This is a genomic window from Sphingomonas lacusdianchii (assembly GCF_022664395.1).
Classification (GTDB): Bacteria; Pseudomonadota; Alphaproteobacteria; order Sphingomonadales; family Sphingomonadaceae; genus Sphingomonas; species Sphingomonas lacusdianchii.
In genome coordinates, this window is the sequence record NZ_JAKRET010000005.1 from 176,722 (window position 1) to 199,701 (window position 22,980).

The following is a 22,980-nucleotide window of genomic DNA, read 5'->3' on the forward strand; positions in this document are numbered from 1 at the left end:
TCTTCAACTCCTCAAACAATTTCGCAGGCGCGATAGCACCGTTGGAACGGCGTCGCTAGTCGCCATAAATGTACGTGTCAACCATCATACGCGTAATAAAGTGTCGAATTTTGCAGCTAGTGCGCATGTTTCGGTTTCGCTGGTGCGAAGCCATTCGGCCGGCGGCTGGTTGCGGAACCAGGTATATTGCCGTTTGGCATATTGCCGCGTTGCGAAACGGGCTTCGCGTAGCGCTTCGTCGCGGGTCCATTCGCCGTTTTGCCAGCGTTCGATCTCGATTACCCCGATCGCGCGACGGACCGAGGCCTGTGGCGCGACATCGTCGCGCGCCAGTAGCGCCGCCACTTCCTCGACCGCGCCGCCATCGAACATCGCCGCCAAGCGACGGTCGCAGCGTTCCGTCAGCCAGTCGCGCTCGGGCAGGAGAATGATCGGCGAAATGGCGATGCGATCACCGATGCCGCCGGTCCGGTCGCGCTGCCAGTCGGCAAGCGTCCGGCCGGTCGACCGCACCACTTCGAGGGCGCGGGCGATACGGGTGGTGTCGGCCGGGTTCAGCCGCGCGGCAGCTTCCGGGTCGGCGGATTTCAGCGCTTCGGCCGCGTCCGCGACCGGCAGCGCCCGGACCGTTTCGCGAATGGCGGGATCGATCTCCGGGACGGGCGCGATGCCGTCGATCAGCGTGCGTAGATACAGGCCGGTGCCGCCGACCAGTACCGGCAGCTTGCCAGCGGCATGGGCAGCGTCGATCTCGCGGATGGCGTCCTTCGCCCATGCTGGCGCCGAATAACTGTCCGCGCCGTCGACATGGCCGAACAGCCGGTGCGGCGCCTGTGCTTCCTCCTGTGGGGACGGCCGAGCGGAGAGGATGCGCAGGTCGCGATAGACCTGCGCGCTGTCGGCATTGATGACGACGCCGTCATGCGCGCGGGCAATTTCGATCGCGAGCGCGGACTTGCCGCTGGCGGTCGGGCCTGCGATGAGCGCGACCCTCGGACGGTCAGGAGAATTCGCCATGTTCATCGCCACGCTGATAGCAGCCGAATCGATCGCCGCGGGCGATATTTCCGAAGCGGTCAGCGAGATGGGCGAGCTTTGCGGCGTTACCGGCTGGAACTGGATCGACGAGGGCCGTGCTGCAGATATCCATTTCGCCGACGACATCGGCTGGGCATGGGGCGTGTTGGGGGGGCGTTTCCTTCGCACGGACATTGCCATCCAGCCCGCCACCGACCGCGAAAAGAAGCTGCTGGTCGCCGACATGGATTCGACGATGATCACCGTCGAATGCATCGACGAACTTGCCGACTATGCCGGTATCAAGGCGCAGATCGCCGAAGTGACCGAGCGGGCGATGCGGGGCGAACTCGATTTCGCGTCGGCACTCGACGCGCGGGTGGCGCTGCTGGAGGGGCTGGAAGAAAGCGCGATCCAGCGCTGCCTTGAAGAGCGGGTCAAGCTGATGCCGGGGGCGAAGACGCTGATCCGGACGATGCGCGCGCGGGGGGCGATGACGATCCTAGTGTCGGGCGGCTTCACCCGCTTCGCCGAGCCGGTCGGGACCGACCTCGGCATTCACCGGATGATCGCCAACCGCCTACTGATCGAGGACGGCAAGCTGACCGGAAAGGTTCGCAAACCGATCGTCGATGCGACGACCAAGGAGGTCACGCTCCTCGAAGCGATCGACGAACTGGGGATCGATCCGGCGGCAACGCTGGCAGTGGGCGATGGTGCCAATGACCTGCCGATGATCCGTCGCGCGGGGCTGGGCGTCGCCTATCACGCCAAGCCGATCGTCGCCGCCGAAGCAGGCGTGCGGATCGACCATAACGACCTGACCGCGCTGCTTTATATACAGGGGATCGCGTCCGCCGCCTGGGCGGCGGACTGAAGATCAGCGTTTGACCGGCACGCAGGTTGTCGGGCGGATCGCGGCACAGGCGCGGCTCGCCTCGGCACTGCTGGCGAACGGGCCGACCTGCAACCGGGTGACCCCGCCGGCATCGTCGTAAAAGGGCTGACGGCCGGCGAACTTGCTCGCGACCTCGGCCCATAGCCGCCGCGCATTGCCCGCATCACGGAACGCGCCGAGCTGTACGCGCCAATCGCCATTGGCGACCTGCGGCTTCGTGATGGGCTTGGGGGCGGGGGCAGGCTTCGGGGGTGGCCCGGACGGCTTGACCTGCGCCGGTGGCACGGTCGCGACGGGGAGGGTGGGCCGTCCCGCACCGCGTTCCAGATCGCGCGCCATCATCAGTGCCGCCTGCCGGTCGGGCAACGGGACGTAGCGGTCCATCTGTGCCAGCGTCGCCGACGCCTGCGGCAATCCGGCCGACGACGCGCGCGTCATCAGCGCATAGGCGCGTCGCCAGTCCTTCGGGACGGCATCGCCGTTAAACAACATAGTGCCGAGCACGAACTGGCTACGCGCCTCTCCCCGCGCGGCGGATTTCTCCAACCATCGCACGGCTTCGGCGCGCTTGCCGTTCTGGAACAGGATCAGGCCGTAATTGTCCTCGGCCTGGCGATGGCCCTGCTGGGCGGCGCGGGTATACCATGTTTCGGCTTCGGTCAGGCTCATCGGCACGCCGCGGCCAAGCTTGTACGCCTGCCCCAGATTGAACTGCGCATCGGCGTCGCCCGCGACCGCCGGCTCGCGCCATTCGCGCACCGCCGTCACCCAGTCGCCGCGCGACCACGCCTCGACCCCGGCCTTCACATCGGCCAGCGCCGGTGCCGCCAGCATCGCCACCACCATCGCCAGCCCCGTCGCAGCGCGCATCCGAATTCCCTTTGCGATCATGCCGATCCATTACCAGCGCTTGGCGGTCTGCGGAACGGCTTTCGCGATCCGCCGTCCCCGTACCGGACGTTAACCGCATTTTAGCGACGACCATGCGACTCCCGGCGCCAAGAGAAGGGAGACGTTGGCGGCATGCGCGTTCTGGCGGTGGCATCGCAAAAGGGCGGATCGGGCAAGACGACCTTGTCCGGCCATCTCGCCGTGCAGGCGGAGCGGGCGGGCGCCGGGCCGGTCGTGATGGTCGATATCGATCCGCAGGGATCGCTGGCCGACTGGTGGAATGCACGCGTCTCCGACGAACCCGCCTTTGCGCACACGCTGGTCGCACGACTGGCCGCCGATCTGGAGACGCTGCGCGGGCACGGCTTCAAACTGGCGGTGATCGACACGCCGCCGGCCATCACCATGGCGATCCAGAGCGTGATCGCCGTCGCCGAACTGATCGTGGTGCCGACCCGGCCCAGCCCGCACGACCTGCGGGCAGTCGGGGCGACGGTCGACCTGTGCGACCGTGCCGGCAAACCGCTGGTATTCGTGGTCAATGCTGCGACGCCGAGGGCGAAAATCACGAGTGAGGCAACAATGGCGCTGTCGCAGCACGGCACCGTCGCGCCGGTGACGATCCATCATCGCGTTGATTTCGCATCGTCGATGGTCGACGGCCGCACGGTCATGGAGATCGACCCGATGTCGAAATCGAGCGCGGAGATCGAGGCGTTGTGGTCCTATATCCAGGACCGGCTGGAAAAGAATTTCCGCCGTACCGTGTTCGCGGTGCCGACCCTGCCGGGCGGACCACGGGCGACGGGCGGTTTCGGCCGGCGCGTACGGGGCTAGTCATGGGGGCACCGCGCAATCCGGCGCAGATCAATCCGGGCCTGCTGGCACGCAAGGGCGAAGCGCGCCCGGCGATGCGACCGCATGGGACCGGCGACGCGACCGATCCCGGCGACGATCTCGGCTGGAACGACCTTGGCGAGACGATGCCGGTTCCGGCAGTGTTGCACGAGCGTGCGAAACTGCAGACGGCAACCGGTGACGCCATCACGCTGCGGCTCGACGCCGATCGGCTGTTGCGGCTGCGGCTGGCGGCGACGGTGCGCAATCTTTCGCCCGAAGCGTTCATTCTCGAAACACTCGACCGGTCCCTCCCGTCGACGTCCGACATCGCGGCGCTCGTTCAGCGCCTTGCCCCCGATGGGGCCGCAAAGGGTGCGCAATGAAGACCCATTTGTTCGTATCGATCGGCCTCGCGGCAACCATGCTTGGCGGTTCGCTGGCGCTCGTTGCCAGCGGCACCATGGCGGTGGCGTCGTCCGAGCAGGGCATGGCGCAGAAGCTGGCCGGCAAGGCGGCGAAAGCGCTGGCCAAGCGGCGCGGTGACGAAGCGGTTACCTTTGCCGAACAGGCGGTCGCGCTGATGCCGCGCGATGCGGGATATCGCACCCTGTTGGGCAGGGCCTATCTGCAGGCCGGTCGCTTCGCCTCGGCGGCGCAGGCGTTCAGCGACGTGCTGGCGCTGAACCCCGCCGATGGTCGCGCGGCGCTGAACCTGGCGCTGGCGCAGACGGCGACCGGCGAATGGGTGGCGGCGCGTGAAACGCTGAGCGCCCATGCTGCGAGGATCACCGATGCAGATCGCGGGTTGGCGCTGGCACTTGCCGGCGATCCGGCGGGAGGCATCGCGTTGCTCGGCAATGCGGCGCGCGATCCGGCGGCGACCGCGACGATGCGGCAGAATCTGGCGCTGGCACTGGCGCTCGACGGACGCTGGGTCGAGGCGCGGACGATCGCGTCGGTCGATATGTCGCCCGAACAGGTCGATGCGCGGCTGGTCGAATGGGCCGGCTTCGCGCGGCCGCAATCGGCGGCGCAGCAGGTGGCGGCGTTGCTGGGCGTGACGCCGGTGGTCGATCGCGGGCAGCCGGTGCAACTCGCCTTGGCGGCGCCGGGCGACGCAGCGCCGGTGGCGGTCGCGCGGGCGGCAGCCGAGCCGGTCGTTGTGCCGCCGGCGCCTGACGCAGCCCCGACGCAACTGGCGGCGATCGTGCGGCCGGCGATCACCTTCGCCCCGCGGCAGGAGATCGTCCAAGCGCTGCCGCGCGACTATCGCGGGGCGGGCGGGCGTTCCGTTGCGCCGGTTCGTATGGCCGCCGCCCCACGCAGCGCGGGTGACTATTATGTGCAGCTCGGCGCGTTCGACAATGCGGCGGTTGCCCGTACGGCATGGCGGCGTCTGAGCCGAAACGTACCCCGGCTTGCCGAAATGTCGCCGCAGGGTATGCAGGCAAGCGTCCGTGGCGCCAGCTTCTATCGGCTGTCGGTCGGCGGGCTCGCGCGGGCCGATGCGGCGTCGCTGTGCAGCAGCGTCCGGGCGAAGGGCGACCGTTGCTTCGTTCGCACCCATGCCGGCGAACAAATTGCGAGCTGGGCCGGTCCCGAACGGCTCGCATCGCGCTAAACCAGTTTCCCGAGCCTCTCCCAGGAGGAGGCGGCGCGTTCCGTTACAGGAACGCGCCGCCCTTTATCACCCGCACTGCGCGGCCCTGCACCGGCAGCCCGTCGAACGGGGTGTTTGCCGCCTTGCCCGCCAGCGCATCGGCGCGAACCTGCCACGGCAAATCCTGATCGACGACGATCAGGTCGGCCGGCGCTCCAATCGTCAGCGTGCCCGAATCGAGCCCGAGCAGCTTCGCAGGATTGCGCGCCAATAGCGCGAACAGGCGATCGAGCCCGATCAGCCCGTCGCGGACCAGCCCCAGTCCCAACGCCAGCAGCGTCTCCGCCCCCGCCATGCCCGGCTCCGAATCGGCGAAGGGCAGGCGCTTTGCCTCGGGTCCGCGCGGATCATGGCCCGAACACAGCACGTCGATCGTCCCGTCCGCCAGCGCGGCGCGTGCCGCCCGCCGATCGCCTTCGTCGCGCAGCGGCGGGGAGAGATGGGCGAAGGTGCGGAAATCGCTCATCGCGATGTCGGAAAAATAGAGATGCGCGGGGGTGATGCCGCATGTCACGCGGACCCCCCGCCGCTTCGCCGCCCGGATGAGGTCGAATCCGGCAGCGGTCGTGACCTGCCGGAAATGCAGCCGTGCGCCGGTATCCTCGGCCAGCATCACGTCGCGGGCGATCGCGAGCGCCTCCGCCATGGCCGGCGCCGCGGGCAGGCCAAGCCGGGTCGCGGTCTCGCCCGATGTCGCCACCGCATCGCCCGCCAACCCGCCATCCTCGGCATGCGCCACCACCACGAGGTTGCAGTCGCGCGCATAGGCCAGCACCTTGCGCATGACCCCGCTGTCGGCGATCCAGCGTCGCCCGGTCGCGACCGCCACCGCGCCGGCTTCGGCATTGATCGCCATTTCGGCGAGGTCGGTGCCGCGCAGCCCCTGAGTCGCGGCCGACAGCGGATGAATCCAGATGTCGGGCTTGCCCATATGCGCCGCGCGCGCGACGATGCCCGGATCGTCGAGCACGGGTGCCTGATCGGGCATCAGCCCAACGCGGACGATCCCGCCGGCCCGACATGCCGCCGCATCAATGCCGAATACGCCGAGATCGACGATCGCGGGCGCCAGCAGCTTGCCTGCAATGTCGATGCGTTCGGCATCCGGCGCGTCCTGCGTGATCAGGTCGCCGGTGACTGACAGGTCGCCCTTGCGAACGCCGTGGTCGGGGCAGACCAACGTGCCGCCGGTGAAGATCATGTTCATGCCCAGCCCTCCACGCCGCGACTGCGCCGGGTCAGCACGTCGAGGCATGCCATGCGCACCGCGACGCCCATTTCGACCTGTTCGGTGATCGTCGACCGTTCGGGATCGTCGGCAACGTCGCTGGTGATCTCGATCCCGCGGTTCATCGGACCGGGATGCATGACGATCGCATGCGGTTCGGCGCGCGTCAGCCGTTCGCGGGTCAGGCCGTAGCGCAAATGATATTCGCGGGTCGACGGGATGAAGCCGCCATTCATCCGCTCATTCTGCAACCGCAGCATCATCACGACATCGGCGCCTTCCAACGCGGCATCGAAATCGGTGAAGGGGGTGACGCCCATCGATTCGATCGCCTGCGGCATCAGCGTCGTCGGCGCGACGACGCGGACTTCGGCGGCCAACGTCGTGAGCGCCAGAATGTTCGACCGCGCGACCCGGCTGTGCAGGATGTCGCCGCAGATCACGACCCGCTTGTGGGCGATCTCGCCCAGCCGTCGGCGGATGGTGAGCGCGTCGAGCAGCGCTTGGGTCGGGTGCTCGTGCCAGCCATCGCCGGCGTTCAGCACCGGGCAGTCGACCTTGTCGGCGATCAACTGCACCGCGCCCGACGAACTGTGGCGGATGACGATGACGTCGGCGCGCATCGCATTGAGCGTGACGGCGGTGTCGATCAGCGTCTCGCCCTTCTTCACGCTCGACTGGCCGGCATGCATGTTGACGACATCTGCGCCCAGCCGCTTGCCGGCGATTTCGAACGACAGCAGCGTGCGGGTGCTGTTCTCGAAAAAGGCGTTGATTTGCGTCACGCCGTCCAGCCGGTGGTCGCCGGGCGCGCGGCTGCGATTGGCGTCGATCCATTGTTCGGCTTCGTCGAGCAGGAACAGGATTTCATGGGGCTGCAACCCCTCTATCCCGGTCAGGTGGCGATGCGGGAAAACGGCGCCCCCATCGATCATGGCGGCGGGGCGGTGGTCTGAGCTAGGCATCGAGGCGACCGGTTAAGCCGGAGGGCGCGCGCGCGCAAGGTCAGGCGAGCGGAACGTTGACCAGCGCATCGATCGCGCCTTGCAGGATATAGGCGGCGGCGAGCTTGTCGACGCGCTCGGCGCGTTTGGCGCGGCTCAGATCCTCGGCGATCATCTGCCGCTCGACCGCGACCGTCGACCAGCGTTCGTCCCACAGGAAGATCGGCAGGCCCGTGTCGTCGAGATTGCGGGCGAAGGCGCGGACCGATTGCGTGCGGGGCGAATCGCTGCCGTCCATGTTGAGCGGCAGGCCGATGACGATGCCGCGTACCGATTGCTGCCGGATTAGCGTGTTCAGCTGCGCCTTGTCCGCCGTGAACTTGGTGCGGTTGACCAGAACGGCCGGGCTGGCGAAACTCCACCCGGCGTCGCACAATGCCGTGCCGATCGTCTTGGTGCCGACGTCCAGCCCGATCAGTCGTCCGCCATCGGGCAGCGCGTCGCGAAAGACGGCGCGGTCTTCGGTAATCATCGTTTCTCCCACGCCGCCAGCCGGCGCAGCGCGTCGAGGCGGACATTCGCCCAGAACAGGCTGTAATCATAGACGTGCCAGTTATTGCCCGGCAGCACATAGGGGCCGAGATCGGGCGGATTGTCGCCGATCAGCAGGAAGCCGCGTTCGTCGCACCGGGCGGGGACGAGGCCGGGCGCCATAGTCGCATCCTCCAGCGCCTTGTCGGGGATCAGCGTGCCGCGATTGGCGCTGGCGGGCGCAGCGGCATTGGCGGTGCCGGTCAGCGGATTGGTGCAGACCATCGGCGTGCCCTTGCGCGGGCGGCCGTCGAAGCCGGTCGAGGCGTCATATTGCTCGACGATCAGCGCCGGGTCGGCGGGTTCGGCGAAGCTTTGCCATGACAGGATGCAACCGGCCTGATCGGCAGTGGCGCATTCGGCCAAGCCGAGTGCCGTGAGATCGGTCGCCTTCGATACCGGCCAGCCGACGACATAGGCGGCGACGATCCGGCGGGTGAGGGGGGTGCCGGCGACTTTCTCGCGCAGCAAGCGCGTCAGGTGCAGTGCACCCTGGCTATGCCCGGCGAGGATGATCGGCCGTTTGGGGTCGGCTTCGGCGACGAAGCTGTCGAAGGCGGCCGCCACGTCGCGATAGGCGAGGTCGAGCGCCTGGGTGGCGGCCGCATCGCTGGTCAGGAACGCGCCGAACGTCGCCTGGCGATAGCGCGGTGCCCAGACCCGGCCGGCGGCGCTGAACGCGCTGGCCTGTCCGCGCAGGAACACCTGGGCGCGGGCGTTGGTCTCGCTGTCGTTCAGCGCGGCGTTCCACCGATCGGTGCCGACGAACGAAGTCGGATGGAGGAAGAAGATTTCGGCATTGCCGGGTGCGGTCCTCGTGAGGCCCTGCGGCAGCCAGTCGATCGGTGTGTTGGTCAGTCCCGGCCGCGCGAACCACATCGCGCGGTCGGCATAGGCGTTGGCGGGCATCGCCGGTTCGGCGCGAAAGGCGACGCTCGGCACCATCGCGCGGCGCAACAGGTCGTTGCCGAACAGGCGAAACGCGAACAGCGCCGCGATCGCGAGGACGATCAGCGCCGCCACGACATACAGGAACTTGCGCGCCAAACCGATCTCCGCTGGTGATTGCGCCCTAGGTGCGGGAAGCGGCGTTCCCGTGCAACCGCTTTGCGGTGCTTGTGGGGGGCGCGGCGGGATGCTAGCCGCCGTGCCATGTCCGTCGAACCTGCAACCGTCAAACGCGTGGCCGGCCTTGCCCGTATCGCGATCACCGATGCCGAAGCCGAAAAGCTCGCACCCGAACTCGGCAACATCCTCGGCTTCATCGAGCAACTGGGCGAGGTCGATACCAGCGGCGTCGAGCCGATGACCGCCGTCATCCCCAATCATCTGCGCCTGCGCGACGATGTCGTCACCGATGGCGATGTGCGCGACAAGGTGCTCGCCAACGCGCCGCAGGGCGAGCATGGCTTTTTCACCGTTCCGAAAGTGATCGAATAGTGTCGAACCTGACCGACCTTGGCGTCGCTGCGATCCGCGACGGCGTGCGCGGCGGCGAATTCTCCGCCCGCGACGTCGCCGATGCGTTCATCGACGCGGTCGCCGCTGCGAAGCCGCTCAACGCGTTCCTCGTCGAAACCCCCGACCATGCGCTGGCCGCCGCGAAGGTGGCCGACGATGCGCGCGCGGCGGGTGAAACGCTCAAGCCGCTGGCCGGCGTGCCGATCGGCATGAAGGACCTGTTCTGCACGCGGGGCGTCGAGACGACGGCGGCGAGCGGCATTCTGAAGGGGTTCGTTCCGCAATATGAATCGACGGTTTCCGGTAATCTGTGGAATGCCGGTGCGGGCATGCTCGGCAAGCTGAACCTCGACCAGTTCGCCATGGGGTCGTCCAACGAGACCAGCGCGTTCGGCAATGTCATCTCGCCATGGCGGCGGCCGGGCGATACCGCGCCGCTCGCGCCGGGCGGATCGTCGGGCGGGTCGTCGGCGGCGATCGCGGCGCGGCTGTGCCCGGCGGCGACCGGCACCGATACCGGCGGGTCGATCCGTCAGCCCGCCGCGTTCGTCGGCATTACCGGCATCAAACCGACCTATGGCCGCTGCTCGCGCTACGGCGTCGTCGCCTTCGCCTCCTCGCTCGATCAGGCGGGGCCGATGGCGCACGACGTGCGCGACTGCGCGATCATGCTGGAGGCTATGGCCGGCTTCGATCCGAAGGATGCGACCTCGCTCGATCTGCCGGTTCCGGCTTGGGAAGCGGGGCTGAACGCCGACCTGCGCGGCAAGCGCGTCGGTATCCCCAAGGAATATCGCGTCGACGGCATGCCGGCCGAGATCGAGGCGCTGTGGCAACAGGGCATCGACTGGCTGAAGGATGCGGGGGCGGAGATCGTCGAGGTCTCGCTGCCGCACACCAAATATGCGCTGCCGGCCTATTACATCATCGCGCCGGCCGAGGCGTCGTCGAACCTCGCCCGCTATGACGGCGTGCGCTATGGCCAGCGGGTGCTGCCCGATGGGGCGGGGCTACAGGACATGTATGCCGCGACCCGCGCCGCCGGCTTCGGTGACGAGGTGAAGCGCCGGATCATGATCGGCACCTATGTGCTCTCCGCCGGCTTCTACGACGCCTATTATACGCAGGCGCAGAAGGTGCGGACGCTGATCGCCCGCGATTTCGAGCAGGCATTCGAGCAGTGCGACGTGCTGCTCACCCCGACCGCGCCGTCCGCCGCATTCGTCTTGGGCGAGAAGAGTGCCGACCCGATTGCGATGTATCTGAACGACGTCTTCACCGTGCCGTCGTCGCTCGCCGGCCTGCCCGCGATGAGCGTGCCGGGCGGGGTCGACAAGGATGGCCTGCCGCTGGGGTTGCAAGTGATCGGCAAGCCGCTCGACGAGCAGGGCGTGCTCAACGCCGGGCTGGCGCTCGAACAGCGGGCCGGGTTCGTCGCGCGTGCGGAAAAATGGTGGTGAACCTGTTCGACTGGTTGGAGGCGCTCGGCGATCTTGCCGGCGCCCTCGACTGGTCGAGCAAGCGCAACGATGATCGTCCTGCACGCCGTAGAGTGATCGAACGGCAGGAAAAGACGGAACGGCGCGAACGGCATCGACTGTTCCGGCGCCCAGAACGTGGATTGAACGAGAATGACTGAGTCCACCTACCGCATCCGTGGCGCGACCGGCGACTGGGAGGTCGTGATCGGCCTTGAAGTCCATGCGCAGGTCACGTCGAACGCCAAGCTGTTTTCCGGCGCGGCGACCGCGTTCGGCGCCGAGCCGAACACGCAGGTGTCGCTGGTCGACGCGGCAATGCCGGGCATGTTGCCGACCCCGAACCGCGAATGCATCCGGCAGGCGGTGCGGACCGGCATGGCGATCGATGCGGTCATCAACAAATGGTCGCGCTTCGACCGCAAGAATTATTTCTACGCCGATCTGCCGCAGGGTTATCAGATCAGCCAGCTCTACCACCCGCTGGTCGGCGAGGGCGTGGTCGAGATCGTGCTGGACGAGAAGGACCCGAACAGCGTGCCCAAGGCGATCGGGGTCGAGCGCATCCATGTCGAGCAGGATGCCGGCAAGCTGATGCACGACCAGCATCCGACGCGTTCCTATGTCGATCTCAACCGTTCGGGCGTCGCGCTGATGGAAATCGTCAGCCGTCCCGACATGCGTTCTCCCGCCGAAGCAGGGGCTTATCTGTCGAAGCTCCGAACGATTCTCCGTTATGTCGGGTCTTGCGACGGCAATATGGACCAGGGGTCGATGCGCGCCGACGTCAACGTATCGGTGCGCCGTCCGGGCGAGGAATTCGGTACCCGGACCGAGACGAAGAACGTCAATTCGGTGCGCTTCGTCATGGCGGCGATCGAATATGAGGCGAACCGGCAGGTCGCGGTGATCGAGGATGGCGGTCGCATCGTGCAGGAAACCCGTTTGTTCGATCCGGACAAGGGCGTGACGCGGTCGATGCGGTCAAAGGAAGACGCGCACGATTATCGCTACTTTCCCGATCCCGACCTGTTGCCGCTCGAACTGGACGATGCTTTCCTCGAGGAATGCCGCGCGTCGCTGCCTGAGCTGCCCGACGCCAAGCGCAAGCGCTATGAAGGCGAACTCGGCCTGTCGGCATATAATGCGGCGGTGCTGACCGCCGAGGTCGAAACGGCGCGCTGGTTCGAAGCGCTGCTGGCAGAATGCGGTTCGGACGTGCCGGCAAAGTCGGCCGCCAACTGGTTGATTTCCGACCTGTATGGCGCACTGAATCGTCTGGGCAAGACGATCGGTGACAGCCCGGTGTCGCCGGCACAGGGCGCGGAACTGCTCAAGCTGGTCGCCGATGGCACGCTGTCGGGCACGCTGTCGAAGCAGGTCTTCGAGATCATGCTCGAAACCGGGCAGGGCGCGAATGCCATTGTCGAGGAGCGTGGGCTCAAGCAGACCAGCGACACCGGCGCGATCGAGGCGGTGATCGCCGAGGTCATGGAAAAGAACGCCGACAAGGTGGCCGACTATCGTGGTGGCAAGGACAAGCTGTTCGGCTTCTTCGTCGGTCAGACGATGAAGGCGATGGGTGGCAAGGCCAATCCCGGCGTAGTCAACGACCTGCTGAAGAAGGCGCTGGGATGATGAAGACGACGCGACGCGCGCTGCTGGTGGCATTTGCCTGTGTCGGGCCGGCATGGGCCCAGACGCCCGCTCCGCAACCGGCCGCCGAGCCGCCGCTGCCGCGCGTCGCGATCGTCACCACCGCCGGCACGCTGACTGTCGAGGTCGAGGTGAAGCGTGCGCCGATTACCGCCGCCAATTTCCTGCGCTATATCGACCAGAAGCGGCTCGACGGCGTCAGCTTCTACCGCATCGTGAAGGTCGGGCCGGAATTCGGCTTTGTCCAGTTCGGCCCGCATACCGATGTCAAGAAGATGCTGCCCCCGATCAAGCACGAACCGACGACGCAGACCGGGCTGTCGCATACCGACGGCACGCTGTCGGTCGCGCGACTGGGCATCGGCACCGCGCGCGGCGAGTTCACGATCTCGGTCGGCGACCAGCGACGTGCGCTGGATGCGGCGCCGGGCGTGCCGGCGGACGGGCAGGGCTATGCCGCCTTCGCCCGTATCGTCGACGGTCGCGATGTACTGCTGAAAATCCTCGACACGCCGGTCGATCCGGCCAAGGCGAGTAACGGCGCATTCAAAGGCGAGATGCCCGCCGCGCCGGTGCGGATCCTCACTGCGCGGCGGGTAACCGGGTAAAGGGGCGTATCATCGGTCGCGACGTCACCCCAGCGAAGGCTGGGGTCTCGCGCCGCTCCTACGCGGCCAGCCGACCGGGAGATTCCAGCGTGCGCTGGAATGACCTGGCTGAAAAGGTTTTGGTGGCGATCCTACTGCCCGTCCCCCTCCTGATTGCGGACGACGCCGCCGGAACCACCTGCCGTATCCGGCGAGACGGTCGGTTCGGTCGGCGAGATCGCGCCAAGATCGGTCCCGCCCCGCTCGATGTCGCCGTTGACGGAGTCGACCGCCTTCTCGATATCGCTGCGGCGATCGGTCTCGCCTTCCGGCGGGCTGTCGGGGTGGCTGCTGCGATCGCGATCGCTCATGTCAGTTTCCTTCCATCACGGGTTGGCCGGGTACCGGGGTTACCCCCGGATCACCGCCGGGCATCGGGCTGGGCACGTCGATATCGGGGCCCGGCACGTCGATTTCGGGCGGCGGCGCAGTCGGCTGGCCCGGTTCGGTTTGCGGAACGGGCTGTTCGGGCGGCGGCGCGGTCGGCGCAACGCCGGGATCGGGGGCGGGGGTCTCGGCGGGGATCGGTGGTTCGACGGGCATGAAAATGCTCTCCTTCGCTCTATCCAACGCGTCCGATGGATGCGGGTTGCGGTCGCCATGCAACTCTGCGAAGCGTGGCGACTTGCCCCGGCGTGCATGGCTGCTATAGACGCGCCCGTGCCGGCGGCGTCCGCTCGGCGGGCGTGGCGGAACTGGTAGACGCGCTGGATTTAGGTTCCAGTATCGAAAGATGTGGGGGTTCGACTCCCTTCGCCCGCACCAGTGACGCCGCCGCCCGGTCGAGGCTGGAGCCGCCCCGAATCGATTCCTTTGACGAAAGCTTCGAGAATGCAGACTGTCGAGACGTTGAACGAGGGCCTGAAGCGCGCCTACACGCTGACCATCACCGCGGCCGAGGTGGACGCGAAGGTCGATGCCGAAGTGAAGCGCGTTGCGCCGACCGTGAAGATGCCCGGCTTCCGCCCCGGCAAGGTGCCCGCGAACCTGATCCGCAAGATGCATGGCGAAGCGCTGTCGCAGGATGCGCTCAACAGCTCGATCCAGGACGGCATCCAGACGCTGATCGCCGAACAGAAGCTGCGCCCGGCCACCGCGCCGCAGGTCTCGCTGGACGGCACCTATGCCCCCGGTCAGGACGCTGCGGTCACCGTGTCGCTGGAAGTGCTGCCCGACGTGCCGGCCCCGGCGATCGACGGGCTGAAGCTGGAGCGCCTGACCGTTCCGGCCGACGAATCGGTCGTCGATCAGCAGCTCGAGCAGCTTGCCAGCAACAACAAGCGGCATGACGACGCCGAGGATGGCCATGAAGCCGCGACCGGCGATCTGGTCGTGATGGATTTCGTCGGCAAGGTCGACGGCGTTGCCTTTGACGGCGGCACGGGCGAAGGCATGTCGATCGAGATCGGCTCGGGCCGTCTGATCCCCGGCTTTGAAGACCAGCTGGTCGGCGTCAAGAAGGGCGACGAAAAGACGATCGAAGTCACCTTCCCTGAAGATTATCAGGCCGAGAATCTGAAGGGCAAGGCCGCAACCTTCGACCTGAAGATCACCGACGTGAAGGTTCCGGCCGAGGGCGGACCGGACGATGAGTTCGCCAAGTCGCTGGGTCTCGAAAGCCTCGAGCAGCTGCGCGGCCTCATCAAGGGGCAGATCGAGCAGGAACTGAACGGCCTGACCCGCACCCATATGAAGCGCAAGCTGCTCGACCAGCTCGCCGCCGGCCATGATTTCGAAGTGCCGCCGTCGATGGTCGAGGCCGAGTTCGACCAGATCTGGGCGCAGCTTCAGCACGAAGCCGGCCATGAAGCCGATCCGGAAGCGGCGCGCGCCGAACTGGAAGCCGAGCGTGAGGATTACCGTCAGATCGCCGTCCGTCGCGTTCGCCTCGGCCTGCTGCTGTCGGAAATCGGCCAGGCCAACGGCATCGAGGTCAGCCAGCAGGAAATGCAGCGCCTGATCATGCAGGCTGCGCAGCAGTACGGCCCGCAGGATCGCCAGCGCTTCATGCAGTATGTCCAGCAGGAGCCGATGGCGGCCGCTCAGCTGCGCGCCCCGCTCTATGAGGACAAGGTCGTCGACTTCCTGTTCGGCAAGGCGGAGATCACCGACCGCGAAGTGACGCGCGAGGAACTCGAAGCCGAGATCGAGAGCGAGGAAGGCGCGGTGCCGCATGTGCATGGCCCGGGCTGTGGTCACGATCACGGCCATGACCACGATCATGACCATGCCGAAGCCCAGCCGGTGACGGCGAAGGACGTCGAGCCGGCTTCGCCGGATGCTCCGGCTCAAGCCGAGGCGCCGAAGAAGAAGGCCGCGACCCGCAAGGCACCGGCAAAGAAGGCCGAAGCGGCGCCGGCCGAAGAGGCTGCCGACGTTGCCGAGGGCGACGCCGCGCCGGCGCCGGCGAAGAAGCCGCGCGCCAAGAAGAAGGTCGAGACCGAAGCCAGCGAAGGCTGATCCTTCCCGACCGAACGGCTTGAAGGCCGTCCGCTTCCTGAACGGGAGCGGGCGGCCTTTTGCTGTCGGGATGCTTGCTTTCGATGGCGGGGGATGTTGTACGGCCCGCCATGTCCATGACCGTCGCCGTCCTGCTGCCCTGCTACAACGAAGAAGCCGCGATCGCCGCGACCGTGGCCGGTTTCCGCGCCGCGCTGCCGCAGGCGACCGTCTATGTCTATGACAACAACTCCACCGACCGGACGGTCGACGTCGCGCGCGCCGCGGGCGCCGTGGTGCGGACCGAGCGGTTGCAGGGCAAGGGGGCGGTCGTGCGCCGCATGTTCGCCGATGTCGATGCCGACATCTATGTCATGGCCGATGGCGACGCGACCTATGATGCGGAGGCTGCGCCGCAACTGGTCGCGCGGCTGGTCGACGAGCAGCTTGATATGGTCGTCGGGCAACGGGTCAGCGAGGCGGAACTGGCCTATCGACGGGGGCACCGGTTCGGCAACGCGATGCTGACCGGCATGCTGGCACGGCTGTTCGGGCGGAGTTTTACCGATATCCTGTCGGGGTATCGGGTATTCTCCCGCCGGTTCGTGAAGAGCTTTCCCTCCCTTTCGGCCGGGTTCGAGATCGAGACCGAGATCAGCGTCCATGCGCTGGAACTCCGCATGCCGGTCGCCGAGGTCGCGACGCGCTATTTCGCGCGACCGGAAGGATCGGCGTCGAAGCTGTCGACCTATGGCGATGGCTTCCGGATCGCGCGGACGATCGCCACGCTGTACCGGATCGAACGGCCCCTGTGGTTCTTCGGGGCGATCGGGCTGGCGTTGGCCGTGCTGGCGGTGGTCCTCGCGGTGCCGCTTGCCGTCACCTATGCGCAGACCGGGCTGGTGCCGCGTTTCCCGACCGCGATCCTCGCCACTGGTCTTGTCATTCTCGCGTCGCTCTGCCTGTTTTCGGGGTTGATCCTCGACACGGTGGTGCGCGGGCGGCGCGAGGTGCGACGGCTCGCCTATCTCGCGCATCGGGCACCCGGCGACCACTAACCATCTTTCCGGGTGCGCTGCGGCAGGGTCGCCTCTTGCGTCGCCTCTCGCGAGCGCCGATGTAGGGGGCGAAATCTACTCAGCGGGAACCCAATGCACGATATTCACGACGCCCTCGTCCCCATCGTCATCGAACAGTCGAGCCGCGGCGAGCGCAGCTTCGACATCTATTCGCGTCTGCTGCGCGAACGGATCGTGTTCGTGACTGGCGGCGTCGAGGACCATATGGCCTCGCTCATCACCGCCCAGCTGCTGTTCCTCGAATCGGAAAATCCGAAGAAGGACATCTGGATGTACATCAACTCGCCGGGCGGGGTGGTGACGGCCGGCATGGCGATTCACGATACGATGCAATATATCCGTCCGCGCGTCGGCACGGTCTGCATCGGCCAGGCGGCGTCGATGGGCAGCTTCCTGCTGGCGGCGGGCGAGCCGGGCATGCGCGTGGCGCTGACCAATGCCCGCATCATGATCCACCAGCCCTCGGGCGGTGCGCAGGGCATGGCGTCGGACATCCAGATCCAGGCCAAGGAAATCCAGCGGATCAAGGACCGGATGAACGCGCTGTACGTGAAGTATACCGGCAAGCCGCTGGAGGAGATCGAGCGGGCGATGGATCGCGACACCTTCCTCGAGGCGGAGGAAGCCAAGGCGTTCGGGCTGGTCGATCAGGTGTTCGACAAGCGTCCGGGCGCACCCGAGGAAGCCACCCCGGCGGCATAAGCGGCCAAGCCGGCCGCGCCTCAACCGGCGGCGCGGTCGGGTAAAGTTTTAAGGCATTGCCGGATACAAGCCTGTGTGTATCCTGACAGGCGGAAAGACGCGTCACGGCGACGCGGGAGATGAATTGAATGACGAAGCTCAGCGGCGGCGACTCCAAGAGCACCCTGTACTGCTCGTTCTGCGGCAAATCGCAGCATGAGGTGCGTAAGCTGATCGCGGGTCCGACCGTGTTCATCTGCGACGAATGCGTCGAACTGTGCAACGACATCATCCGCGAGGAGACGAAGTCGGCACTGGTCGCCAAGAAGGATGGCGGGGTCCCGACGCCGCAGGAAATCTGCAATGTGCTCGACGATTACGTCATCGGGCAGAAGCAGGCGAAGCGTGTGCTGTCGGTCGCGGTTCACAACCACTATAAGCGGTTGAATCATGGTCAGAAGGGTGCCGACGTCGAACTGGCGAAGTCGAACATCCTGCTGGTCGGGCCGACCGGTTGCGGCAAGACGTTGCTGGCGCAGACGCTGGCACGCATTCTCGACGTGCCGTTCACCATGGCCGATGCGACGACGCTGACCGAAGCCGGCTATGTTGGTGAGGATGTCGAGAACATCATCCTGAAGCTGCTCCAGGCGTCCGACTATAATGTCGAGCGGGCGCAGCGCGGCATCGTCTATATCGACGAAATCGACAAGATCAGCCGGAAGGCCGAAAATCCGTCGATCACGCGCGACGTGTCGGGCGAGGGCGTGCAGCAGGCGCTGCTCAAGCTGATGGAAGGCACCACCGCCTCGGTTCCGCCGCAGGGCGGCCGCAAGCATCCGCAGCAGGAATTCCTGCAGGTCGATACGACGAACATCCTGTTCATCTGCGGCGGCGCGTTCGCGGGTCTCGAAAAGATCATCGCGGATCGTCTGCAGGGCAAGTCGATCGGCTTCGGTGCCTATGTCGCCGCACCCGAAGAGCGCCGCACCGGCGAGGTGCTGCGCCAGACCGAGCCGGAGGATCTGCTGAAATTCGGGCTGATCCCGGAGTTCGTCGGTCGTCTGCCGGTGATCGCGACGCTCGAGGATCTCGACGTGGCGGCGCTCATCAAGATTCTGACCGAACCGAAGAACGCGCTGGTCAAACAGTATCAGAAGCTGTTCGACATGGAGGGCGTGAAGCTCGGCTTCAACGACGAGGCGCTGGTCTCGGTCTCGAAGAAGGCTATCGAGCGCAAGACCGGTGCACGCGGGCTGCGGTCGATCCTCGAAGGCATATTGCTCGACACGATGTTCGACCTGCCGTCGATGGACGGTGTCGACGAGGTCGTGGTCGACAAGGACGTGATCGAGGGCCGCAAGGAACCCGTCCGCGTCTACGCCGAAAAGAAGAAGGCGGGCGACGCGGCATAGGCTGCATCGCCAACCATCGATAGAGATGGGCGTCGGGCAACCGGCGCCCATTTCGTTTGTGCGGGCTTTCGAAGGGCCGATTCGTCGGCTACCGGCTTCGTCATGCCGATCGAACTCATCTGCCTCGATGCTGACGACACGCTGTGGCACAATATGCGCCATTTCGAAGAGGCACAGGACGCCTTCGTCGCGATGCTCGAACACTTTGCAGCCGCCGATGTGGCGATCGAGACGCTTGAGGCGTGCGAGGCGCGGAACCTGAAACTCTATGGCTATGGCGCCAAGGGGTTCACCCTTTCGATGATCGAAACCGCGCTCGAACTGGGCGGCGAGCGGCTGCCGGGCGGGGTCATTGCCGACCTGCTCAGCGCAGGGCGGCGGTTGCTCGCGCATCCGGTCGAACTGCTGCACGGGATCGAGGCGACGCTCGATGCCCTGGCCGAGCGCGGTCGACTGGTGCTGGTGACGAAGGGCGACCTGCTGCATCAGGAAGCCAAGCTGGCGGCATCGGGGCTCGGCGATCGCTTTTCCGGCATCGAGATCGTCAGCGACAAGACGACCGAGACGTTTACCCGCCTGTTCGGTCGTTACGGCGTCGATGCCGACCGTGCGGTGATGGCAGGCGATTCGATGCGTTCGGACATATTGCCGGCGCTCGCGGCGGGTGCATGGGCGGCATTCGTGCCGCAACCGCTCGCTTGGGGTCATGAGGCCGCGCCGCCGCCGGCCAATCACGACCGCTTCCGGCAATTGGGATCGCTGGCCGAGCTGCCGGACTGGATCGATACGATCGGTCGTTCGTCCATCGGATAATCCGGCGGACAGGGAAACATCGGTCCGACCATGTGTTGCCTTACCGTAACGAACATGGAGGCATGATGTCGGCAGCAAACGACCACGATGCAATGATGGCGGTGGAACAGTCGGAAGCGGTAGTCCCGCCGGCGACGAAGCGGGCGTTGCTCGATCGGACGGCGTTGCCACGGTGGTCGTTGCTGATCCCGGTGCTCGGCCTGGTCGCGATCCTGATGGATCTTGCCAAGGCCGGTGGCACCGGGGCGGTACTGGCGGCAGTCGTGATGATCGGCTGCGTGATTGCCGCGGTCCACCATGCAGAGGTTGTGGCGCACAAGGTTGGCGAGCCGTTCGGGACGCTGGTGCTGGCCGTGGCGGTGACGGTGATCGAGGTGTCGCTGATCGTATCGTTGATGCTGTCGGGGTCGGGCGACGTCGCGACGCTGGCGCGCGATACGGTGTTCGCGGCCATCATGATCATCCTGAATTTCATCGTCGGGATTTGCGTCCTGGTCGGCGGAATCCGGCATCATGAGCAACGCTTCGTCCTGCGCGGGGTGAGCGCCGCGCTGTCGGTGCTGGCGGCGATGGCGGTGATGTCGCTGGTGCTGCCCAACTATACCTCGACCGTGCCCGGACCGACGCTGTCGGCTTCGCAGCTGGCGTTCGTCGCGGTGGTGTCGGTCATCCTGTATGCGACGTTCGTGATGGTGCAGACGGTGCGGCACCGCGATTATTTCCTGCCGGCGGCCGACGGGTCGCTGCCCAAGGACGCCCATGCCGAGCCGCCGAGTGCCGGCACCGCGTGGATCGCCTTCGCCGTGCTGCTGGTGGCGCTGGTCGGGGTGGTGCTGCTCGCCAAGGACCTGTCGCCGACGATCGAGGCGGCGGTGCTGGGGGCAGGGCTACCGCTGGCGGTGGTCGGCATCCTGATCGCCGCGCTCGTGCTGGCGCCGGAAAGCCTCGCGGCGGTGAAAGCGGCGCGCAAGGACCGGCTCCAGACCAGTCTGAACCTTGCCATGGGATCGGCGCTGGCGACGATCGGGCTGACCATCCCCAGCGTCGCGATCGTATCGCTGGTCATGGGCTGGCCGCTGTCGCTGGGAATCGACGGCAAGTCGACGGTGCTGTTCGCGCTGTCGCTGCTGGTGTCTACGCTGACGCTGGGCAATGGGCGGACGACGGTGTTGGCGGGTATCGTCCATTTGACGATCTTCGCCGCCTATATCTTCGTCACCGTCGTGCCCTGATCTGCCGGGCGGCGAGCGCCAGCCCGGCGGCGATCTGCAGTACGGCATAGGCGCGGCGGCGGCCGGGATGGCCGACAAACGGCCGTACCAGCCATTCGGCGCCGCCCGCCTGCTCCCGCCACAGTTCGACATGGCGGCGCGGCTGCAACAGGCCGAGCATCCCGTCGCCGATCATGAAGGTCGCGGCCATTTCGGCCGATCGTTTCCCAAGGTGTTTCATCGGGTTGCAACGTTCGGCTTCGCAATCGGTGCCTGCATCCGTTCGACCGCGATCGACCGGCGTAGCAAACGCGCCATCGGGTCGATCACGACATGCGCATCGGCCGGCAGGGGGATAGAGCCGCTGCCATCGGTCATTGGAAGCGTCCGCACGACGCCGTCGACCTCCACCTCGACGGGCAGCGGGAAGGGGCCATCGCCCGGCACCTTCCACCGCAGCGTCAGGCTGTTGCCGTCGCGGCTCTCGATCAGATCGGGCAGGGTGCCGCGCCGCAAATAGACGTCGAAGAACCAGCGCAGATCGCGTCCGCTCTCCTGCGCCACCGCGGTTTCGAAATCGCGGGTGGTAGCAAAGCGGGGGCGGAAATTGCCCGGCTTCGGATCGGGACGCCCATAGACCAGCCGCCGGGTTGCCGCGAAGAACGCCCGGTCCCCGATCAGGCTGCGCAGGCTGTGCAGCATCCACGCGCCCTTGAAATAGACGTCGGTGCCGGGTCCGGCCTTCCCTTCCATCGCCCGCGCGGTGCGGGGCACGCCCGAGACGACCGGTACCTTGGCCGCGATCCGATCGCGCTGGATCAGCATCATCGCGATATAGCGGGCATCGCCCTCGCGCCATTTTGCATAGAGCGGCTGCATATAGGCGGCGAACGATTCATGGAGCCAGAAATCGTCCCAGTCGGCCGCCGTCATCTGGTTGCCGAACCATTCGTGGCTGAATTCGTGCTGGAACAGCCAGTCGAACCCCTCGGGCGCCGGCTTGTAGCCATTGCCATAGGCGTTGATCGTCTGATGCTCCATGCCGAGATAGGGCGTCTCGACCACCCCGACCTTTTGATCGGCAAAGGGATAAGGGCCGATGACCCGTTCGAAGAAATCGAGCGTCGGCGCGAATTCTGCGAACAACTGTGCCGCCTGCGCCTCTTTGCCGGTCAGGTGCCAGAGTTGCAGCGGGATGACGTTGCCGTAGCGGCTGCGATACGTGCCCTCGATCTCGGTATAGGGGCCGATGCTGATCGCCAGCGCATAGGGGTTCACCGATCCCGAATGCCAGTTCCACGTCGTGCGTCCGTCGGGCAGCCGGTCGATGCCGCGCAACACGCCATTGGCGGGGGCCGACAGGCCGGCGGGCACGGTGAAATGCAGGTCGGCCGCCGCCGGCTCGCCCGCCGGAAAATCGAGACAGGGCCACCACAGATCGCACCCGGTCAGCTGCGCGGTCGTGCCGAACCATGGCTTGCCCTGCCATTCGCTCCACACGAAGCCGTCGTCCCATGGGGCACGCTTGGCGACGCGCGGCTGCCCGGCATAGCGGATTTCGACCGTCATGCGCTGCCCGGCGGCCAGCGGGCGGTCGATCGCGATCTGACCACCAGCCTGCCGCCACTGGGCCTCGGGAAGGACGGTTCTGCCAATCGCGACCGCCGAAACCGTGAAGGCATCGTCGAGATCGATGATGATCCGTGGCGTCGCTGCCTGCGCGTCGATCGTCAGCACCGCCCGGCCGGACAGCGCACGGCGTGCAGGCAGCGCTTCGATCGCCAAGTCGACATGTGCCAATCGCAACGCGGCGCGTTCGGGGGCGACCGCGCCTCCCGAACGCAATGTCATCGGGTGGACGGGCGGGATGGGTGGCAGTTTGGGGGCGGGGGCCTGCACCGTTGCAGCAGCAAGCAATAACGCCAGAGAAGATGTCACGATTCAGCTTCCCATCGACCGGAGATTGATGGGGCGGTAATCACCACCATATAGGTGTATGGGTCCGGCAGTTCGGCCGGGTCGTGGAGTGTC

The 22,980-nt window shown here is 66.5% G+C and carries 25 protein-coding genes and 1 tRNA gene; 16 read left to right on the plus strand and 10 right to left on the minus strand.

The features are described 5' to 3' along the window. Positions 1 to 84: 84 nt before the first annotated feature. Positions 85 to 1,017, minus strand: a complete 933-nt coding sequence (miaA, locus tag MF607_RS08955; protein ID WP_431311921.1) for a tRNA (adenosine(37)-N6)-dimethylallyltransferase MiaA — start codon at positions 1,015 to 1,017, stop codon at positions 85 to 87. Between miaA and serB the strand changes: the two genes are divergently transcribed. Then, on the plus strand, positions 1,016 to 1,894 hold the full coding sequence (serB, locus tag MF607_RS08960; RefSeq protein WP_242117662.1) for a phosphoserine phosphatase SerB: 879 nt from the start codon (positions 1,016 to 1,018) through the stop codon (positions 1,892 to 1,894). The two genes, miaA and serB, sit on opposite strands and share 2 nt — an antisense overlap. 3 nt (positions 1,895 to 1,897) lie before the next feature. Here serB and MF607_RS08965 read toward each other — a convergent pair whose 3' ends face one another. Continuing rightward, positions 1,898 to 2,785 carry an SPOR domain-containing protein gene (locus MF607_RS08965; protein WP_242117665.1) on the minus strand — a complete coding sequence of 296 codons (888 nt, stop codon included), beginning with the start codon at positions 2,783 to 2,785 and terminating at the stop codon, positions 1,898 to 1,900. A 153-nt stretch (positions 2,786 to 2,938) separates the two neighbouring features. Between MF607_RS08965 and MF607_RS08970 the strand changes: the two genes are divergently transcribed. Genes MF607_RS08970 through MF607_RS08980 form a run of 3 tightly spaced genes read left to right on the plus strand, consistent with a single transcriptional unit; the run spans position 2,939 to position 5,267 of the window. Continuing rightward, positions 2,939 to 3,643, plus strand: a complete 705-nt coding sequence (locus MF607_RS08970; RefSeq protein WP_242117667.1) for an AAA family ATPase — start codon at positions 2,939 to 2,941, stop codon at positions 3,641 to 3,643. 2 nt (positions 3,644 to 3,645) lie between these two features. Beyond that, positions 3,646 to 4,029, plus strand: coding sequence for a hypothetical protein (locus MF607_RS08975; RefSeq protein ID WP_242117669.1), 384 nt, complete (start codon positions 3,646 to 3,648; stop codon positions 4,027 to 4,029). Continuing rightward, a complete protein-coding gene (locus tag MF607_RS08980; RefSeq protein WP_242117672.1) occupies positions 4,026 to 5,267 on the plus strand; it encodes an SPOR domain-containing protein in 1,242 nt (413 codons plus the stop codon). Before MF607_RS08975 ends, MF607_RS08980 begins: the two co-directional genes overlap by 4 nt. A gap of 43 nt (positions 5,268 to 5,310) precedes the next feature. Here the strand turns inward: MF607_RS08980 and MF607_RS08985 are convergent, their stop codons facing one another. From MF607_RS08985 to MF607_RS09000, 4 genes are read right to left on the minus strand one after another with little or no spacing between them, the layout of a single operon-like run. Beyond that, positions 5,311 to 6,513, minus strand: a complete 1,203-nt coding sequence (locus tag MF607_RS08985; protein ID WP_242117674.1) for a dihydroorotase — start codon at positions 6,511 to 6,513, stop codon at positions 5,311 to 5,313. Beyond that, positions 6,510 to 7,499, minus strand: a complete 990-nt coding sequence (locus MF607_RS08990; RefSeq protein ID WP_242117677.1) for an aspartate carbamoyltransferase catalytic subunit — start codon at positions 7,497 to 7,499, stop codon at positions 6,510 to 6,512. Before MF607_RS08990 ends, MF607_RS08985 begins: the two co-directional genes overlap by 4 nt. Positions 7,500 to 7,539: 40 nt before the next feature. Further along, a complete protein-coding gene (gene ruvX / locus MF607_RS08995) occupies positions 7,540 to 8,010 on the minus strand; it encodes a Holliday junction resolvase RuvX (RefSeq protein WP_242117679.1) in 471 nt (156 codons plus the stop codon). Beyond that, positions 8,007 to 9,116: a DUF3089 domain-containing protein gene (locus MF607_RS09000; RefSeq protein WP_242117682.1), complete on the minus strand. Its 1,110-nt coding sequence runs from the start codon at positions 9,114 to 9,116 to the stop codon at positions 8,007 to 8,009. Before MF607_RS09000 ends, ruvX begins: the two co-directional genes overlap by 4 nt. A 105-nt stretch (positions 9,117 to 9,221) precedes the next feature. On the opposite strand from MF607_RS09000, the gene gatC reads away from it, so the two are divergent. Genes gatC through MF607_RS09025 form a run of 5 tightly spaced genes read left to right on the plus strand, consistent with a single transcriptional unit; the run spans position 9,222 to position 13,272 of the window. After that, positions 9,222 to 9,509 carry an Asp-tRNA(Asn)/Glu-tRNA(Gln) amidotransferase subunit GatC gene (gatC, locus tag MF607_RS09005; RefSeq protein ID WP_242117685.1) on the plus strand — a complete coding sequence of 96 codons (288 nt, stop codon included), beginning with the start codon at positions 9,222 to 9,224 and terminating at the stop codon, positions 9,507 to 9,509. After that, the gene (gatA, locus tag MF607_RS09010) at positions 9,509 to 10,990 is read left to right on the plus strand and encodes an Asp-tRNA(Asn)/Glu-tRNA(Gln) amidotransferase subunit GatA (RefSeq protein ID WP_242117687.1); all 1,482 of its coding nucleotides are present in this window, start codon (positions 9,509 to 9,511) and stop codon (positions 10,988 to 10,990) included. The genes gatC and gatA overlap by 1 nt, the downstream gene beginning before the upstream one ends. Continuing rightward, positions 10,987 to 11,169, plus strand: coding sequence for a hypothetical protein (locus MF607_RS09015; RefSeq protein ID WP_242117688.1), 183 nt, complete (start codon positions 10,987 to 10,989; stop codon positions 11,167 to 11,169). Before gatA ends, MF607_RS09015 begins: the two co-directional genes overlap by 4 nt. Beyond that, entirely contained in the window at positions 11,162 to 12,646 is a 1,485-nt protein-coding gene (gene gatB / locus MF607_RS09020) for an Asp-tRNA(Asn)/Glu-tRNA(Gln) amidotransferase subunit GatB (RefSeq protein ID WP_242117691.1), read from the plus strand. Before MF607_RS09015 ends, gatB begins: the two co-directional genes overlap by 8 nt. Beyond that, entirely contained in the window at positions 12,643 to 13,272 is a 630-nt protein-coding gene (locus tag MF607_RS09025; protein ID WP_242117693.1) for a peptidylprolyl isomerase, read from the plus strand. Before gatB ends, MF607_RS09025 begins: the two co-directional genes overlap by 4 nt. A gap of 131 nt (positions 13,273 to 13,403) precedes the next feature. On the opposite strand, the gene MF607_RS09030 is transcribed toward MF607_RS09025, so the two are convergent. Beyond that, complete coding sequence (locus MF607_RS09030) at positions 13,404 to 13,622, minus strand: hypothetical protein (RefSeq protein WP_242117694.1); 219 nt, start codon at positions 13,620 to 13,622, stop codon at positions 13,404 to 13,406. A 1-nt stretch (position 13,623) separates the two neighbouring features. Further along, on the minus strand, positions 13,624 to 13,854 hold the full coding sequence (locus MF607_RS09035; protein ID WP_242117696.1) for a hypothetical protein: 231 nt from the start codon (positions 13,852 to 13,854) through the stop codon (positions 13,624 to 13,626). Between the two features lie 137 nt (positions 13,855 to 13,991). Between MF607_RS09035 and MF607_RS09040 the strand changes: the two genes are divergently transcribed. The 7 genes from MF607_RS09040 to MF607_RS09070 all read left to right on the plus strand — a co-directional run bounded on the left by MF607_RS09040 (position 13,992) and on the right by MF607_RS09070 (position 20,970). Beyond that, positions 13,992 to 14,076 (plus strand) — tRNA-Leu (locus MF607_RS09040). 66 nt (positions 14,077 to 14,142) lie between these two features. After that, positions 14,143 to 15,771 (plus strand): trigger factor, encoded by a 1,629-nt coding sequence (gene tig / locus MF607_RS09045; protein ID WP_242117699.1) that lies wholly within the window; start codon positions 14,143 to 14,145, stop codon positions 15,769 to 15,771. 110 nt (positions 15,772 to 15,881) lie between these two features. Further along, positions 15,882 to 16,808 (plus strand): glycosyltransferase family 2 protein, encoded by a 927-nt coding sequence (locus tag MF607_RS09050; RefSeq protein WP_242117701.1) that lies wholly within the window; start codon positions 15,882 to 15,884, stop codon positions 16,806 to 16,808. 93 nt (positions 16,809 to 16,901) lie between these two features. After that, positions 16,902 to 17,531, plus strand: a complete 630-nt coding sequence (locus tag MF607_RS09055) for an ATP-dependent Clp protease proteolytic subunit (RefSeq protein ID WP_242117705.1) — start codon at positions 16,902 to 16,904, stop codon at positions 17,529 to 17,531. 128 nt (positions 17,532 to 17,659) lie between these two features. Then, on the plus strand, positions 17,660 to 18,925 hold the full coding sequence (gene clpX, locus MF607_RS09060; protein WP_242117707.1) for an ATP-dependent Clp protease ATP-binding subunit ClpX: 1,266 nt from the start codon (positions 17,660 to 17,662) through the stop codon (positions 18,923 to 18,925). 102 nt (positions 18,926 to 19,027) lie between these two features. Further along, positions 19,028 to 19,738 carry an HAD family hydrolase gene (locus MF607_RS09065; RefSeq protein WP_242117710.1) on the plus strand — a complete coding sequence of 237 codons (711 nt, stop codon included), beginning with the start codon at positions 19,028 to 19,030 and terminating at the stop codon, positions 19,736 to 19,738. Positions 19,739 to 19,800: 62 nt separating this feature from the next. Then, positions 19,801 to 20,970, plus strand: a complete 1,170-nt coding sequence (locus MF607_RS09070; RefSeq protein WP_242117712.1) for a calcium:cation antiporter — start codon at positions 19,801 to 19,803, stop codon at positions 20,968 to 20,970. Here the strand turns inward: MF607_RS09070 and MF607_RS09075 are convergent. Further along, positions 20,954 to 21,190, minus strand: a complete 237-nt coding sequence (locus tag MF607_RS09075) for a hypothetical protein (RefSeq protein WP_242117714.1) — start codon at positions 21,188 to 21,190, stop codon at positions 20,954 to 20,956. The two genes, MF607_RS09070 and MF607_RS09075, sit on opposite strands and share 17 nt — an antisense overlap. Continuing rightward, positions 21,187 to 22,800, minus strand: coding sequence for a M1 family metallopeptidase (locus tag MF607_RS09080; protein ID WP_242117716.1), 1,614 nt, complete (start codon positions 22,798 to 22,800; stop codon positions 21,187 to 21,189). The genes MF607_RS09075 and MF607_RS09080 overlap by 4 nt, the downstream gene beginning before the upstream one ends. Positions 22,801 to 22,980 lie beyond the last annotated feature (180 nt).